This is a genomic window from Microbacterium sp. 2FI (genome assembly GCF_005502885.1).
Lineage (GTDB): Bacteria > Actinomycetota > Actinomycetes > Actinomycetales > Microbacteriaceae > Microbacterium.
Genome location: NZ_SCMR01000003.1, coordinates 185,005 through 201,273, shown reverse-complemented (window position 1 = coordinate 201,273; position 16,269 = coordinate 185,005). Strand labels below are relative to the sequence as shown.

The window sequence follows — 16,269 nt, the reverse complement described above, 5'->3', positions numbered from 1 at the left end:
ACCTCAGAGGATGACCGGACTTCGATGGGGCATCCTCGGCCCGGGCGGCATCGCCCACGCCTTCACTCGTGATCTGCGGACGGCGGGGCTCGACGTCACCGCCGTCGGCTCGCGACGCGCGGAGGCCGCCTCGACGTTCGCCGCCGAGTACGGCATCGACCGTGCGCACGGCTCGTACGAGGAGCTCGTGAGCGACTCCGACGTCGACATCGTCTACATCGCGACGCCGCATCCGCTGCACGCCGAGCAGGCGATCCTCGCCCTCGAGCACGGCAAGCACGTGCTGGTCGAGAAGCCCTTCACCCTCAACGCCGGCGAGGCGGCCACCGTGCAGCGGGTCGCCGCCGAGCGGGGCCTCCTCGCGATGGAGGCGATGTGGACGCGGTACCTCCCCCACATGGTGCGCATCCGGGAGCTGCTGGCTTCGGGCGCCCTCGGCGAGGTGCGGACGCTGTTCGCCGACCACACGCAGCGCATCTCGTCCGACCCCGCCCATCGCCTGAACTCCCTCGAACTCGGCGGCGGGGCGCTCCTCGACCTCGGGATCTATCCGATCTCGTTCGCGTGGGACGTGCTCGGCGCCCCGGTGGCGATCGCCGCCGCCGCACGCCTGGGCGAGACCGGCGCCGACACCGAGGTCGCCACGATCATGACCCACGCTTCGGGCGCGCTGTCGACGTCGATCTCGGCATCCCGCTCCGCCGGCCCCAACACCGCCCATGTCGTGGGCACCGAGGCCCGCATCGACATCGACGCCGTCTGGTACAACGCCACGTCGTTCCGCCTCGTCGCGCCCGACGGCACGGTGCTCGAGTCGTACGAATCGCAGGTCGAGGGCCGCGGGATGCAGTACCAGGCGCTCGCCGCCGAGCGCTTCGTCGCCGCCGGTGCGACCGACAGCGACATCCTTCCCCTCGACGAGTCCGTCGCGATCATGGCGACGCTCGACGAGATCCGCGCCCTCATCGGCGTGCGCTACCCCGGCGAGGAGTGAGCGGTGCCCGATCTGCAGAACCCGCGTGTGGCTGTCTACCTCGACTTCGACAACATCGTGATGAGCTGGTACGACCGCGTCCACGGCCGAAACTCCTACCAGCGCGACCGGCAGAAGATCGCCGCCGACGCCTCCGAGCCCGAGATCGCCGAGCGGCTGGCCGCGGCCACGATCGACGTCGGCGCGATCATCGACTACGCCGCCTCGTTCGGCACGCTCGTGCTCACGCGTGCCTACGCCGACTGGTCGGCGACGGTGAACGCCGAGTACCGCTCGCAGCTGGTCGCGCGAGCCGTCGATCTCGTGCAGCTGTTCCCGGCGGCGGCCTACGCGAAGAACGGCGCAGACATCCGTCTCGCCGTCGACGCGGTCGAGGACATGTTCCGCCTCCCGGATCTGACGCACGTCGTGATCGTCGCGGGCGACTCCGACTACGTGCCCCTCGCACAGCGCTGCAAGCGGCTCGGCCGGTTCGTGGTCGGCGTCGGCGTCGCGGGATCGACCGCGAAGTCGCTGGCCGCAGCGTGCGACCAGTTCGACTCGTACGACGCGCTTCCCGGTGTCGCGGCACCGCCCAAGGACGGCAAGAAGGAGGCGGAGCCCTCGCGCCGCCGCTCCCGCAAGGCCGCCGCCGACCCGTCGGCCGATCTGCTGGAACGCGCGCTCCGGCTCGAGAGCGACAAGGAGGGCGCGGAGTGGCAGCACGCGTCCGCCGTGAAGAGCCTCATCAAACGCCTCGACCCGTCCTTCAGCGAGAAGGCGCTCGGCTACAAGAGCTTCACGGATTTCGTGAAGACCCACCCGGAAGTCGCCGAGATGGACGAGTCGGGAAACATCGTGCTCATCCGCCTGGCGGAGGGGCGACGCTGACGCCCAGACGCGGTCAGATCGCGGCGATGAACGCGAGCAGCGCCTCGTTGAAGGGCTTGGGCTGCTCGATGTTGGCCGCGTGCCCGTCCTTCGGGATCACCACGGACTGCCCCTGCGGAGCGAGGGCGGCGGCTGCCGCGGCATGCGTGCTCGGCCACAGCTCGCTGTCTGCTCCCGCGACGAAGAGCACCGGCACGTCGGTCGCGGCGATTACCTTGCGCCAATCGGCGCGGGCATGGTCGCCCAAGAGGTCCAGCTCGCCCGGAGTGAGGGTGCGATCGACGCCCTTCAAGGCCTTCAGCAGCCGCACCAGGCGCATGCCGCGACGCATGACCGGCGTGCCCTGCCCGGTGTCGGGGATCTTCTCGGCGAAGTAGGTGTCGACGTTCGTCTCGTCGTAGCCGTAGTATCCGTGCGGCCAATCGGGGGTGTTGAGCATCTTCGGCGTCTGGTCGACGATCGCGATCGCGGCGATGCGGTCGGCGCCGAACTGCGCGACGTACGACCAGATGGTGTTGCCGCCCATCGATCCGCCGACGAGAATCGCGCCCTGGAGGTCGAGCTCTTCCATCACGTCGCGGACGTCCCGCCCGCGGCGGGCCATATCGACGCCGGTGGCGGGGCGTTCGGCCGCGCCGTGGCCGCGCAGGTCGACGACGAGCACGCGGTGCCCTGCGTCCACGAGCGGTTCGAGCTGGTACATCCAGCTTGCGGTGGCCGCCTTGAAACCGGCGAGGAGCACGACGGTGGTGCCGGCGGGGTCGCCGTGCTCTGTGTAGTCGAGGCGGACGCCGTCGTCCGCGTTGAGGGTGGGCATCGGGTGCAGTGCCTCCGGGGTCGCGTGGGGATCAGTCGGGCGGATGGTCAGTCGAGTGGTGAAGCAGGGGTGGCGGGGAACGCTTTGCCGGGGTTGAGCAGACCCGCGGGGTCCAGCGCCACCTTGACGGCGCGGTGCATGTCGAGCACGACCGGGCTGAGTTCGGCGGCGGCCCCGTCGAGCTTGAGGAGTCCGACGCCGTGCTCGCCGGTGACGGTGCCCCCGAGCGCGCGGCAGTCGTCGACTATCCGGTCGAACGCGGTCTTGGCACGGGTCTTGGCGTCGTCGTCGCCCTCGGGCGCGATGATGAGCGGATGCAGGTTGCCGTCGCCGGCGTGGGCGATGTTGGCGATCACGACGCCCGCGTCGACAGCGGTCGCCTCGATCCGTGCGAGCATCTCGGGAACGGCGGCCCGCGGCACGCAGACGTCTTCGGTGAGCACCGGCCCGAGCCGCTCGAGCGCGGGGTACGCGAGGCGCCGTGCCGCGAACAGCCGGTCGACCTCGGTCTTGTCCGACGCCCGCTCGACGCGCTCGCCGCCGGCGTCGCGGAAGAGCGCCTCGACCGCCGTGGCGAGCTCCTCTCCGCGGGCGCCCGGCTCGTCCACCTTCGCCAGCAGCAGGGCGTTCGCGTCTTCGGGCAGCTCCCACCCCTGCCACTCGGCGACCGCATGCAGGCACGTGCGGTCGATGAGTTCGAGGGCGGCGGGCACGATGCCGGCCGCCGAGACGGCCGAGACCGCACGGCCGGCATCCGTCAGCGATCGGAAGTACCCGACCACGGCGCGCTCCTCGCGCCCGGCGAGGGGCAGCAGCTTCACCGTGACGTCGACGACGATGCCGAGCGTCCCCTCCGAGCCCACGAGGAGGCCCGTGAAGTCGTACCCGGTGACGCCCTTGGCGGTGGTCCGGCCGACCTTCGCGACGCGGCCGTCGGCGAGGACGACCGTGAGCCCGAGCACGTAGTCGCGCGTGACGCCGTACTTGACGCAGCAGATCCCGCCCGCGTTGGTCGCGACGTTGCCGCCGATCGTCGAGATCGCCTGGCTCGCCGGGTCCGGCGGGTACCACAGCCCCGAGGCCGCGACGTGGCGGCGCAGGTCGTCGTTGAGAACCCCCGCCTCGGCGACCGCGTACCGCTCGGCGACGTTCAGCTCGGTGATCGCGGTCATGCGCTCGAGCGAGAGCACGATGCAGCCGCTCGTCGCGTTCGCGCCGCCCGAGAGACCCGTGCCCGCGCCGCGCGGAACGACCGGCACGCCGTACGCGCCCGCGACCCTCACGGCAGCGACGACGTCGTCCATGCACGTCGCGAAGACGACCGCTGCCGGGATGCCGAAGGCCGCCCATTCGGCGTCGTCGTGGCTGCAGCGGGCGAGGGTGTCGGCATCCGTCGCCACGATGTGCGGGGGCAGTGCGGCGCAGAGCGCCTCGACGACGGAGTCCATGGCGTTCCCGATGCTAGTCCCGCGGATGTGAGGGGATTCTCACCATCCACACCTTGAAACCTGAATCTGACGTCAGGTACTGTCGGCGGGCGGCAATTCTCGACAATCCCCCCGCCGCATCCGCGCTCTACAAGGAGGTTCAGCGCATGGCGTCAGCCACAGAATCAGCCACAGCATCCGTCCCCGAGAACCCGTCCACGCTTCGCCGGGTCGTCACCGCCTCGATGGCCGGCACCGTCGTCGAGTGGTACGAGTTCTTCCTCTACGCCACAGCCGCGACTCTGGTGTTCAACCTGATCATGTTCCCGCCGTCGGACGACCCGTTCGCGCCGATCATCGCGGCGTTCGTGACGTACGCCGTCGGCTTCGTCGCGCGGCCGCTCGGCGGGATCGTGTTCGGCCACTTCGGCGACAAGTACGGCCGCAAGAAGCTGCTGCAGCTCGCGATCATCCTCGTCGGCGTCGCCACGTTCCTCATGGGGTGCCTGCCGACCTTCGAACAGGTCGGCTATTGGGCACCTGCCCTTCTGGTGCTCCTGCGCTTCGCACAGGGCTTCGCGGTCGGCGGCGAGTGGGGCGGCGGCGTCCTCCTGGTCGCCGAGCACTCCCCCGACCGCAGCCGCGGCTTCTGGGCGTCGTTCCCGCAGGCTGCGGTGCCGATCGGCAACCTCATCGCGACGGTGGTCCTGCTCGTCCTCAGCAACACGCTGTCTGACGAGGCGTTCCTCGCATGGGGCTGGCGCGTGGCGTTCTGGCTGTCGGTCGTGATCGTCGCGATCGGCTATTACGTGCGCACCCGCGTCACCGACGCCCCGATCTTCCTCGAGGCGCAGAAGCAGGCCGCGGAGTCCGAGATCGTAGAGAAGCGCTACGGCGTGCTCGAGGTCATCAAGCGCTACCCCCGCGGGGTCATCACCGCGATGGGTCTGCGCTTCGCCGAGAACATCATGTACTACCTCGTCGTGACGTTCTCGATCGTGTATCTGCGCACCGTCCTCGCGATGGATGTCACGCAGATCCTCGGCTGGCTCGTGATCGCCCATGTCGTCCACATGCTCGTGATCACCCCGATCGGCGCCCTCACCGACCGGATCGGCCGCAAGCCCGTGTACCTCATCGGCACCGTGCTCGCCGCGACCTGGGGCTTCATCGCGTTCCCGATGTTCGACACGAAGGACCCGCTCGTCATCATCGCGGCGATCTGCCTGGGCCTCATCATCCACGCCTTCATGTACGCGCCGCAGCCGGCGATCATGTCGGAGATGTTCCCGACGCGCATGCGGTACTCGGGCGTCTCGCTCGGCTACCAGGTGACCTCGATCTTCGCGGGCTCGCTCGCGCCGATCATCGCCACCGCGCTCATCGGCGCGACCGGCTCGTGGGTGCCGGTGGCGATCTACCTCGCGATCGCGGCTGCGGTCACCCTCGTCGCGGTGATCTCGCTGCGCGAGACGAAGGGCGCGTCGCTGCACGAACTCGACCGGCTCGACGAGGAGAAGCTCAGCATCCGCGACCGTCAGGAGGCGGCGCAGAACGCCTGATCGAGTCCTGATCCGACCATCATCCGGACGCCTCGCCCCGCTCATCGGGGCGGGGCGGCCGCCGTTTCGAGGTCGGATGCCGAGGATCCCACTCCGACCAGGGAAAACGCCCGTCCGGTACAGTGTCGTCTTGTGGCACGCCGCAAACCACCGCCGGGATCCCAGACTTCGCTGCGCGAAGCCAATCGCGCGCGCCTGGTGGAATCCCTCAAGCGCCACGGGCGGCTCACCCAGGTCGAGCTCGCCGGCAGCACCGGCCTGTCGCCGGCGACCGTCTCGAACATCGTCAAAGAGCTGACGGCTTCGGGGCTGCTCCACACCTCGATCACCTCACGCAGCGGCCGACGCGCGACCCTCGTCTCGCTCGCCCGCGAGCTGGGTCTCGTCGCCGGCGTCCACTTCAGCTCGCGTCAGCTGCACATCGCGATCGCCGACGCGAACCGCACGATCGTGACGCAGAGCTCGCTTCCCCTCGCCCTCGATCACCGGCACGACGCCGAACTCGACCGGTTGAGCCTGCTGCTCGGCGACATGATGGAGTCGCTCGGCGGCTCGCTGGACGACCTGCTTTCGGTGGGGCTCGCCCTGCCCGCACCCATCGACCCTCGCACCGGCATGGTCTCGACCCCGGGGCTCCTGCGCGGCTGGGAGGGTGTGGATGTCGCCGAGAGCCTGTCGGCTCGCATCGGCCGCTCCGTCTACGTCGACAGCGAGGCGAATCTCGGCGGACTCGCCGAGGCCCGCGAAGGCGCGGGGCGTGCGGCCTCGTCGTCGGTCTTCATCCGCGTCGGCCACACCATCAGCGCCGGCCTCATCGTCGGCGGCGACCTCTTCCGCGGCGTCAACGGCAAGGCCGGCCAGATCGGCCACGTCACGATCGACGAGAACGGCCCGATCTGCCGCTGCAGCAACCGCGGGTGCCTCGAGACCTACGCCGGCGGACCGGCGCTCCTGTCGCTCTTCCCCCCGAGCGAGGGCATGCAGCGCCTCGGTGACCTGCTCCACGCCGCCGAGATCGGCGACGGCAGCTGCCGCCGCGTGATCGCAGACGCCGGACGCCACATCGGCATCGCCGTGGCGAGCCTGTGCAACCTGTTCGACCCCGAGCTGATCATCGTCGGCGGCGAGCTCGCCCAGGCCGGCGAGATCCTCATGGCCCCGATGCGCCACTCGCTCGAGCGCACCGCGCTCGCCGCCGCGGGAGGCCTCCCCGAGATCGTCGGCGCCTCGTTCGGCGAATGGGCCGAGACGCGCGGAGCGATCGCCGTCGCGCTCGACCATGTGACGGTCGACGCCCGGGCCCTTCCGGTCACGGCGTAGATCGTGCGTCGTGGGAAGCCAGGACCCCGGGTCCTGAGGATGTCTGCCGGACGCATGGTCGCCGCGGCCGCGCTCACGGCCGCTCTCGCGCTGAGCACGGCCGCCTGCACGCCCCCACCGGGTGGCCCCGACCCGAGCAGCTCATCGTCCGGGACGATCGCGCTCCTGCTTCCCGATGCCAACACGGCCCGCTATGAGACGTTCGACCGCCCCTTCTTCGAGGCGCGGGTGCACGAGCTCGGCGACTACTCGGTGCTGTACGCGAATGCGGATCAGGATGCCGCGAAGCAGCAGCAGCAGGCCGAGTCCGCGCTCGCCGCCGGCGCCGGCGTGCTCGTGCTCGACCCGGTCGACGCGAACGCGGCGGTCACGATCGTCACCGCCGCCAACGCGAAAGGCGTTCCCGTCGTCTCGTACGACCGACTCATCGCCGGCGGCGACCTCGCGTACTACATCTCGTTCGACAACGAGCAGGTGGGCGTCCTGCAGGCCACCGCCTTCGTCGACGCGGTGCTCGCCGCCGACCGGGGCGCCGGCATCCTGATGGTCAACGGGTCGCCGACCGACAGCAACGCCGAGCTCTTCCGTCGGGGCGCCCACAGCGTGATCGACGACAGCGGCCTGCGCGTGCTCGCCGAGTACGACACCCCGGAGTGGAGCCCTGACAAGGCGCAGGCCTGGGTAACGGGTCAGATCACGCAGTTCGCCGACGACATCGCGGGCGTCTACGCCGCCAACGACGCCACTGCCGGCGGGGCGATCTCGGCGCTCAAGGCAGGCAACGTCGATCCCCTGCCGATCGTGACGGGGCAGGACGCCGAGCTCTCGGCCCTGCAGCGCATCATCACGGGCGACCAGCACATGACCGTCTACAAGGCGATCAAGCCGCAGGCGGAGCTCGCCGCCGAGGTCGCGGTCGCACTGCTGCACGGCGAGGAGGTGACCGCGCCGATGGAGATCGACGGCACCCCGACGACCCTGCTCGACCCGGTCGCGGTCACCGTCGACAACATCCTCGAGACGGTCGTCGCCGACGGGTTCTGGACCGTCGCCGACATCTGCACACCTCCGTACGCCGATGCGTGCGATGCCGCCGGGATCCGGTAGGGTCCTGACCTTGGCGAGGAGGATGTGACGAGGATGTCGATGACACAGCAGCGGGCGGGACGCTCGCGCGACCGCGTGCTGACGATGCGCGGCATCGGCAAGCGGTTCGGCGCGGTCAAGGCGCTCACCGACGTCGACTTCTGGGTCAACGAGGGCGAAGTGGTCGCCCTCGTGGGCGACAACGGCGCGGGCAAGTCCACACTCGTGAAGGTGCTGGCGGGTGTGCATGCTCCGGATGCCGGCACGATCGAGTTCGACGGTGACCTCGTCGAGATCGAGAGCCCTGCCGACGCCGTCGACCTCGGCATCGCGACGGTGTTCCAAGACCTCGCGCTGTGCGACAACCTCGACGTCGTGGCGAATCTGTGGCTCGGGCGCGAGATCGTCGAGGGGACCACCCTCGACGAGGTCGACATGGAGCAGCGCACCTGGACGCTGCTGCGCGAGCTCGCCGCGAAGATCCCGTCGGTTCGCGTTCCCGTCGCCTCGCTCTCGGGCGGGCAGCGGCAGACGGTGGCGATCGCGCGGTCGCTCATCGGCGACCCCCGCATCGTGATCCTCGACGAGCCGACCGCTGCGCTCGGCGTCGCGCAGACCGCCGAGGTGCTCAACCTCATCGAGCGCCTGCGCGAACGCGGCCACGGCGTGATCCTCATCAGCCACAACATGGCAGATGTGATGGCCGTCGCCGATCGCGTCGTGGTGCTGCGGCTCGGCCGAAACAACGGCGTCTACAACGCCTCCGAGATCACGAGCGAAACCCTCATCGCCGCGATCACCGGCGCTGCCGACAACGCCGTCACACGACGGGCTGCGGAGCGCCCCGACCCGCCGCACCGCGCCGGACAGCCCGATCCCGACTCCGATTCCGACCTCGACGAGCCCGGCACGCATGACGCGAAGATCATCCGCATGCCCGAAGGCCGCACGCGACGCCGCAAGGATCCGAACGGGAAGGGTCGCGCATGACGGGGATCGGCGACGATCGCGGCCTCATGGGCTCGGTGGATGCCGAGTCCGACCGCTTCCTGAGCGTGGCCGGCATCCGTGCGGGGTTCGCGATGCTCATGGGCCGTATCCGCGGCGGCGACCTCGGTGCCCTGCCCGTCATCGCGGGGCTCGTGCTCATCTGGACGATCTTCCAGATCCTCAACCCCTACTTCCTCTCCAGCGAAGTGCTCTGGAACCTCACGATGCAGTCGGCCGCCACCGGCACGATCGCCCTCGGGATCGTGCTCGTGCTGCTGCTCGGCGAGATCGACCTGTCGGTCGGCTCGGTGTCTGGGCTCGCCGCGGCGGTGCTCGCCGTGACCTTCGTGCAGTACCAGTGGCCGGTCGCGCTCGCGATCGTGGCGGCCATCGCGATCGGCTGTCTCGTGGGACTCGTGTACGGGTGGCTCTACACCCGCTTCGGGCTGCCCAGCTTCGTGATCACCCTCGCCGGGCTCCTCGGCGTCCTCGGGCTGCAGCTGTGGGTGCTGGGCGACACCGGGTCGATCTCGATCCCGTTCGACTCGTGGATCGTCCAGTTCGCGCAGCAGATGACCCTTCCGGCATGGGCGTCGTACGTCGTCGTGGTGCTGTCGGTCGGGGCGTTCGCGTGGTCGCTGCTGCGACGCGCGCGCCGCCGGGCCGCCGCGAACCTCGTGAGCCAGAGCTACCGCGACATCGCGTTCCGCAGCGGCGGTCTGCTGGTCTTCCTGCTCGCGGCCACGTGGTACCTGAACCTCTATCGCGGCATCGGCGTGATGTTCCTGTTCTTCATCGCCCTTGTCGTGGTGATGAACTTCGCGCTCACGCGCACGCGGTGGGGACGCTCGGTGTACGCCGTCGGCGGCTCGGTGGAGGCCGCGCGGCGCGCCGGCATCCGGGTCGACCGCGTCTACCTCTCGGTCTTCGCGATGTGCGCGACCCTTGCCGCCGTCGGAGGCATCCTCGCGGCAGCGCGCCTCGCCTCGGCGAGCCAGAGCTCCGGCACCGGCGACACGAACCTCAACGCGATCGCCGCGGCCGTCATCGGCGGTGCGAGCCTGTTCGGCGGGCGCGGATCGGCGTTCTCGGCGCTGCTCGGCATCATCGTCATCCAGTCCATCTCGTCGGGACTGACGCTGCTCGCCCTCGACTCGGAGGTGCAGTTCATGATCACCGGGGTCGTGCTCGTGCTCGCGGTCATCGTCGACTCCATCTCACGGCGCACGCGAGCGGCGACCGGACTCGCCTAGGTCGATGTGCCTTCAGTGCCTTCAGTGCACAAAGCCGTTCTCGACAACAAATCACTCGATTCGAGCGCCTTTTGCGCACTATGTCGGCAAAGGGTCCAGTCTTAGCATCAATCTGCGAAGCAAACTTTAGCGCGAGTCGCGCACGACAGCGTCGTGCATCAGGCAGAACCCAGCGTTGCCAAAGCGTTACGTTCAAGACTTGACGCCAAGAACGGATGCCGTCAGGATCGCATCAGCGCGATGTGCGCCAGGGAAGCTCCTGGGCCTCGCACATTTCAAAGACGAAAGGCGAAAGATGAAGAAGTCTTCACTCCTCGCCGTTGCCGCCCTCACGGGTGCGGCTGCGGTTGTGCTCGCCGGCTGTGCCGGTGGAAGCAGTGAAACCCCCTCGGACGGTGGCGACGGCGGAGAAGCCGAAGCGGGCCGTGCCTGTGTGATCCTGCCCGACGCGGCGTCCTCGCCGCGCTGGGAGAACTTCGATCGCCCCTACCTCCAGGAGGGTCTGGAGGGTGCCGGCTTCGAGGTCGACATCCAGAACGCCCAGGGTGACGTGAACACGTACTCGACGATCGCCGATCAGCAGCTCACCCAGGGCTGCGGCGTCATGCTGCTCGTCGACTACCAGGGTGCCGCAGAAGCAGTCGCCGCCAAGGCGTCGGCCGAGGGCATCCCGGTGATCGCGTACGACCGTCCGTTCACGGGCGCCGACTACTACGTGTCCTTCGACAACGTCGAGGTCGGCCGCCTGCAGGGCCAGACGGTGCTCGACGGCCTCGAGGCCGCGGGTGTCGCTCCGGCAGACGCCACGGTCGTCTACATCGGTGGAGACCCCACCGACGGCAACGCCGCGATGTTCGCGGAAGGTGCCGCCGAGGTCATGGAAGGCGCCGGAATCGTTCCGGCCGCCGAGCCGCCGGGGGCCTGGGACCAGGCCATCTCGCAGACCAACTTCGAGCAGGCTCTCACGAGCCTGAACGGACAGGTCGACGGGGTCTGGGCTGCCAACGACACCAACGCTGCCGGCGTCATCAAGGTGCTCCAGGACAACAACCTGGAAGGCGTTGCGGTCTCGGGACAGGACGCCAACGTCGCGGGTCTGCAGAACATCCTCCTCGGATGGCAGACGGCGACCGTCTACAAGCCGGTGGCGGACGAGGCGGCCGCGGCCGTCGAGGTCGCGATCGCGCTTCTGAACGGTGAGGACTTCCCCACCGAGGCTGAGCTCGACGACGGCACGCCGTACGTCCAGGTCACCCCGGTGCTGGTCGGCCCCGAAGAGGTCAAGGATGTCGTCGCCGCCGGCGACGCGTCCTTCGACGAGGTCTGCACCGCGGATGTCGCTGCCGCATGCGAGGAGTTCGGCGTCGTCGCAGGCTGACGACACCGAACGACGGGGGCGCCGCGTCCGAGACGCGGCGCCCCCGCCCCGTTCCCCCGGGATCCCGCGCGGCGCGCGGGATCCCTCAGGTCTGCACCACCAGGGACACCCGGGTCTACGATGCCCGTAGATCGTCCCCCAAGATCGCAAGGAAGCGAGCATGCCAGATACGATCACCGAAACAGAGCCGATCATCCAGTTGATCGGCGTCAAGAAGTCCTTCGGCCCCGTCAGCGTCCTGAAGGGCGTGGATCTCAAGGTCTACCCCGGCAAGGTGACCGCCCTCGTGGGCGACAACGGCGCCGGCAAGTCGACGCTCATCAAGGGCCTCGCCGGCGTCCAGCCCTACGACGAGGGCGAAGTCCTCATCGACGGCGAGCACCGAGACCTGCACGCGCCTCGGGATTCCGCGGGCCTGGGCATCGAGGTCGTGTACCAGGACCTCGCGCTCTGCGACAACCTCGACATCGTCCAGAACATGTTCCTCGGGCGCGAAGAGCTCTCGGCGGGCACGTTCGACGAAGGGCGCATGGAGAAGGACGCGTCCGACACGCTGCGGTCGCTGTCGGTCCGCACCGTCAAGTCCGTCCGTCAGAAGGTCTCGAGCCTCTCCGGCGGCCAGCGCCAGACCGTCGCCATCGCGCGCGCGGTTCTCAAGAAGGCCCGCGTGGTCATCCTCGACGAGCCCACCGCAGCGCTCGGAGTCGCGCAGACCGAGCAGGTGCTCAACCTCGTCAAGCGGCTCTCCGCCCAGGGCGTCGCCGTGATCCTGATCAGCCACAACCTCGCCGACGTGTTCGAGGTCGCCGACGACATCGCGGTGCTCTACCTCGGCCAGATGGTCGCGCAGATCAACGTGGCCGACACGACGCGCGACGACGTCGTCGGCTACATCACCGGAACCAAGACCCTGGGAGTCGAGATCATCGGCACGACCAACATCCCGACGGAGGGCGCGCAGTGAGCAGCAACGCACCCCGCAGCGAGGCGGCACCCGATCCGCTCGTGAGCGACATGATCGGCAGCGGCGTCGAAGGAACCCTGGGCGACCAGGTGCAGGCCTGGTGGCAGCGGGTCCGCGGCGGCGACATGGGCGCCCTTCCCGCAGTCGGCGGCCTCGTCGTCCTCGGCATCCTGTTCTCGGTCCTCAGCCCCTTCTTCCTGACCGAGCGCAACTTCGCGAACCTCCTGAACCAGGCCGCCACTCTCGTGGTGCTGGGCATGGCTCTCGTCTTCGTGCTGCTGCTGGGCGAGATCGACCTGTCGGCCGGTGTGACCGGCGGCGTGGGCATGGCGCTGTTCGTCGTGCTGAACTCCGTCTTCGGCATCCCGTGGCCCCTGGCGCTGCTGATCGGCTTCGTCTTCGGCTTCCTCACCGGCGCTCTCATAGGCTTCTTCGTCGCGAGGGTCGGCATACCGTCGTTCGTCGTGACATTGGGGCTCTTCCTCGGCTTCCAGGGACTGGCGCTGGTCATCATCGGCCCTGGCGGTCTGTACCGCATCGAGGTTCCCGAGCTGATCGCGCTGCAGAACGGCAACCTGCCGGTGTGGGCCGGCTGGGTCATGCTCGGAGTCATCCTCGCCGTCTCGGCGGGCACCTCGTTCTGGGACCGCGCTCGGCGCACCCGTGCTGGCGTGCCCAACCGCGCGATGTCGCTCGTGTGGATCAAGCTCGCCGTCATCGCGGTGATCGGCGGCGCGGTCGTCTACGTGCTGAACCAGAACCGCGGGCAGTCCGTGGTCGAGGTCTCGGGCGTCCCGATCGTGGTGCCGGTGGTGCTGGTGATCCTGTTCATCGGCACGTTCGTGCTCGATCGCACGAAGTTCGGCCGCTACCTCTACGCGATCGGCGGCAACGCCGAAGCCGCCCGCCGTTCGGGCGTCAAGGTGCGCTGGATCAAGTGGTGGGCGTTCGTCATCTGCTCGAGCCTCGCCGTGTTCTCCGCGCTCCTGAGCGTCTCACGCGTGGGCTCGGTCGACGCGACGGTCGGTCGCGACATCGTCCTGTCGGGCGTTGCGGCGGCGGTCGTCGGCGGCGTCAGCCTCTTCGGCGGCAAGGGCCGGCTCATCCACGCCGCGATCGGCGCGCTCGTGATCGCCGTGATCACGAACGGTCTGGGCCTGCTCAACCTGCCGGCCGGCATCAACCTGCTGGTCACCGGCGGTGTCCTGATCCTCGCGGCGAGCGTCGACGCACTCTCGCGGCTGAGATCGGGCGGCGCACGAATATAGCCGGATCGACACGTCCGACGGCGCCGGAGGGCTCTCCCTCCGGCGCCGTCGGCGTCTCACGCACTGATCATCGCCCGCGCCCCATCGCGTCGAGCACCGCGATCACGTCAGTCTCGTGGGCGACCGAGAACCTCGTCCACCCATGCCGGCACCAGGACACTCGCCATCCCCGCGCGTGCCTCGTCGAACGGGACGAGCGCATCGCTCGGCATGAGGTTCAGCTCGATCGTGCGCGCCCCGAACGCCGATGCGAGCGCCGCGTAGCCGGCGGCCGGGTAGACCGCGCCCGACGTGCCGATCGAGACGAAGGTGTCGCACAGGGCGACCGCCGCCTCGATGCGGTCGAGCTCGTAGGGCATCTCCCCGAACCAGACGACGTCGGGGCGCAGCATCCGCTCTCCGCACACGGGGCAGGGCGGTCGCCCCAGCAGATCGCCGGTCCACGGCGAGCGGATGCCGCACCCCTCGCACAGCGCGCGATACAGCTCGCCGTGCATGTGCACGAGGTTGATGCTGCCCGCCCGCTCGTGGAGGTCGTCGACGTTCTGCGTCACCACGAGCAGATCCTCTCCGAGCGCGGTCTCCAGACGCGCGAGCGCGTCGTGAGCCGGGTTCGGCGCGACCGCGACCAGCGCTCGGCGGCGTTCGTCATAGAACCGCAGCACGGTGTCGGGGTCTCGCTCGTAACCCTCGGGTGTGGCGACGTCCTCGACGTGGTGTCCTTCCCAGAGCCCATCGGCGTCGCGAAAGGTCGGCACACCGCTCTCGGCCGAGATGCCCGCCCCGGTGAGGACGACGATGCGCGTCATCGAAGCAGTGCGCGGAGCGCATCGATCGTGTCGGCCTCGGCCGCCTGCTTGTCGGGCCGGTAGCCCTTGACACGGGCGAACCGCAGCGCCACCCCGCCGGGGTACCGCGACGAGCGCTGCACGCCGTCGATCGCGATCTCGACGACGGTCTCGGGCCGCACGTGCACGGCGTACGCCGAGTGGTGGGTCTCGATGGTCGGGAAGTGCGCCGTCTGCCACCGCAGCAGTTCGTCGGTGAGGCCCTTGAAGGTCTTCCCGACCATGACGAATCCACCGGGTTCGCCGAACGCGCCGTCGGGATCGCGCGCCCCGAGATGAAGATTCGACAGCATACCGGTGCGCCGCCCCGATCCCGCTTCGACGGCCAGCACCACGAGGTCGTAGGTGAGCACGGGCTTGACCTTGACCCAGCTCTTGCCACGGCGGCCCGCAGCGTACGGCGAGTCGATCGCCTTGACCATGATCCCCTCGTGGCCGGCGGCGAGCGCCTCGCGCGAGAACTCCTCCGCGCGCTCGGGGTCATCGGTCACGATGCCGGGGATGCGGGCGTCGCCGGCGACCCGGTCGAGCACCTCGAGTCGCGTCGCGAGGGGCTCGTCGAGAAGATCGCGCCCGTCGAGATGGAGGATGTCGAAGAACCAGGGGCGCAGTGCCGTCGACGCCGCTCCCTCGGAGCCGAAGCGGGCCATCGTGTCTTGAAACGGGCGCGGTGCACCGTCTTCGTCGAGCGACAGGGTCTCGCCGTCGAGGATCACACGCTGCGCCGGCAGCGCCCGCACCGCCTCGACGATCTCGGGAACGCGGTGGGTGATCTCCGCGAGGCTACGCGTGTAGACATGCACGTCGTCGCCGTCGCGGTGCACCTGGATGCGGGCGCCGTCGAGCTTGAACTCGACGGATGCCGCTCCCCCGGCCACCGCGAGCGCCTCGCTCGGCGTGCCGGCGGTCGAGGCGAGCATCGGCAGGACCGGTCGGCCCACCTCGAGCCCGACCGCAGCGAGATCGTCGGCGGTGCCGGTGAGCGCGAGGCGCGCCGTGACGCCGAGGTCGCCCGAGAGCATCGCGGCGCGGCGGACGGTGGCGAGGTCGCGCGCGGATGCCTTCGCCACGGCGTCGAGCAGCACGCCCTCGAGCGCTCCAGTTCGCAGCTCACCGAGCATCACGCGCGTGAGGAAGTCCCACTCGGATGAGGTCGCCCGTTCCGCGAGTCCGGTGAGCTCGGCCTTGCGGACCGCCGCCGATCCGGCTCCGTCGGCCGCGGCGAGGCGCTCGAGGGCGGCATCGACCACGAGCGCGGTGAGGGTCGGCGACGAGGCGTGGTCGACCTCGAGGTTCGCCAGCCCTCGCCAGCCCACCCCGAGTCGGCCCTGCCGTGGGCTCGCGGTGAGGAAGCCGATGACGGGGATGACCTCGTCGGGCTCGAGGTCGTGCAGCAGAGCCACGAGGGCCGAGACCTTCGCGAGCCGCGACGACGTGGCCGCCACGGCATCCGTCGCCTGCACGATCTCCGAGAGCAGCATCCCGGCATTCT

14 protein-coding genes are annotated in these 16,269 nt (G+C 69.6%); 10 read left to right on the top strand and 4 right to left on the bottom strand.

The window, feature by feature from the left end; all coding sequences use genetic code 11:
* The first annotated feature begins 10 nt into the window (after positions 1-10).
* Together FFS15_RS05000 and FFS15_RS04995 are read left to right on the top strand one after the other, a co-directional pair.
* Complete coding sequence (locus FFS15_RS05000; RefSeq protein ID WP_137843900.1) at positions 11-994, top strand: Gfo/Idh/MocA family oxidoreductase; 984 nt, start codon at positions 11-13, stop codon at positions 992-994.
* A gap of 3 nt (positions 995-997) precedes the next feature.
* Positions 998-1,864 carry an NYN domain-containing protein gene (locus tag FFS15_RS04995; RefSeq protein WP_137843899.1) on the top strand — a complete coding sequence of 289 codons (867 nt, stop codon included), beginning with the start codon at positions 998-1,000 and terminating at the stop codon, positions 1,862-1,864.
* 13 nt (positions 1,865-1,877) lie between these two features.
* Here FFS15_RS04995 and FFS15_RS04990 read toward each other — a convergent pair whose 3' ends face one another.
* Together FFS15_RS04990 and FFS15_RS04985 are read right to left on the bottom strand one after the other, a co-directional pair.
* Positions 1,878-2,681 carry an alpha/beta hydrolase gene (locus FFS15_RS04990; protein ID WP_137843898.1) on the bottom strand — a complete coding sequence of 268 codons (804 nt, stop codon included), beginning with the start codon at positions 2,679-2,681 and terminating at the stop codon, positions 1,878-1,880.
* 47 nt (positions 2,682-2,728) lie between these two features.
* Positions 2,729-4,129: an FAD-linked oxidase C-terminal domain-containing protein gene (locus FFS15_RS04985; protein ID WP_137843897.1), complete on the bottom strand. Its 1,401-nt coding sequence runs from the start codon at positions 4,127-4,129 to the stop codon at positions 2,729-2,731.
* A gap of 146 nt (positions 4,130-4,275) precedes the next feature.
* On the opposite strand from FFS15_RS04985, the gene FFS15_RS04980 reads away from it, so the two are divergent.
* The 8 genes from FFS15_RS04980 to FFS15_RS04945 all read left to right on the top strand — a co-directional run bounded on the left by FFS15_RS04980 (position 4,276) and on the right by FFS15_RS04945 (position 13,929).
* Positions 4,276-5,670 carry an MFS transporter gene (locus FFS15_RS04980; RefSeq protein WP_137843896.1) on the top strand — a complete coding sequence of 465 codons (1,395 nt, stop codon included), beginning with the start codon at positions 4,276-4,278 and terminating at the stop codon, positions 5,668-5,670.
* Between the two features lie 132 nt (positions 5,671-5,802).
* A complete protein-coding gene (locus FFS15_RS04975; protein ID WP_212743109.1) occupies positions 5,803-6,990 on the top strand; it encodes an ROK family transcriptional regulator in 1,188 nt (395 codons plus the stop codon).
* A gap of 39 nt (positions 6,991-7,029) precedes the next feature.
* On the top strand, positions 7,030-8,097 hold the full coding sequence (locus FFS15_RS04970; protein ID WP_249353720.1) for a substrate-binding domain-containing protein: 1,068 nt from the start codon (positions 7,030-7,032) through the stop codon (positions 8,095-8,097).
* A gap of 33 nt (positions 8,098-8,130) precedes the next feature.
* The gene (locus tag FFS15_RS04965) at positions 8,131-9,066 is read left to right on the top strand and encodes an ATP-binding cassette domain-containing protein (protein WP_137843895.1); all 936 of its coding nucleotides are present in this window, start codon (positions 8,131-8,133) and stop codon (positions 9,064-9,066) included.
* Between the two features lie 92 nt (positions 9,067-9,158).
* The gene (locus FFS15_RS04960) at positions 9,159-10,319 is read left to right on the top strand and encodes a sugar ABC transporter permease (protein ID WP_249353750.1); all 1,161 of its coding nucleotides are present in this window, start codon (positions 9,159-9,161) and stop codon (positions 10,317-10,319) included.
* A 295-nt stretch (positions 10,320-10,614) separates the two neighbouring features.
* Positions 10,615-11,697, top strand: coding sequence for a substrate-binding domain-containing protein (locus tag FFS15_RS04955; RefSeq protein WP_137843893.1), 1,083 nt, complete (start codon positions 10,615-10,617; stop codon positions 11,695-11,697).
* 160 nt (positions 11,698-11,857) lie between these two features.
* Complete coding sequence (locus FFS15_RS04950) at positions 11,858-12,661, top strand: ATP-binding cassette domain-containing protein (RefSeq protein WP_137843892.1); 804 nt, start codon at positions 11,858-11,860, stop codon at positions 12,659-12,661.
* Positions 12,658-13,929, top strand: coding sequence for an ABC transporter permease (locus FFS15_RS04945; RefSeq protein WP_249353718.1), 1,272 nt, complete (start codon positions 12,658-12,660; stop codon positions 13,927-13,929). The genes FFS15_RS04950 and FFS15_RS04945 overlap by 4 nt, the downstream gene beginning before the upstream one ends.
* Positions 13,930-14,036: 107 nt before the next feature.
* Here FFS15_RS04945 and FFS15_RS04940 read toward each other — a convergent pair whose 3' ends face one another.
* On the bottom strand, positions 14,037-14,738 hold the full coding sequence (locus tag FFS15_RS04940) for an NAD-dependent deacylase (protein WP_137843891.1): 702 nt from the start codon (positions 14,736-14,738) through the stop codon (positions 14,037-14,039).
* Positions 14,735-16,258 (bottom strand): ATP-dependent DNA ligase, encoded by a 1,524-nt coding sequence (locus FFS15_RS04935; RefSeq protein WP_137843890.1) that lies wholly within the window; start codon positions 16,256-16,258, stop codon positions 14,735-14,737. Before FFS15_RS04935 ends, FFS15_RS04940 begins: the two co-directional genes overlap by 4 nt.
* Positions 16,259-16,269: the final 11 nt, after the last annotated feature.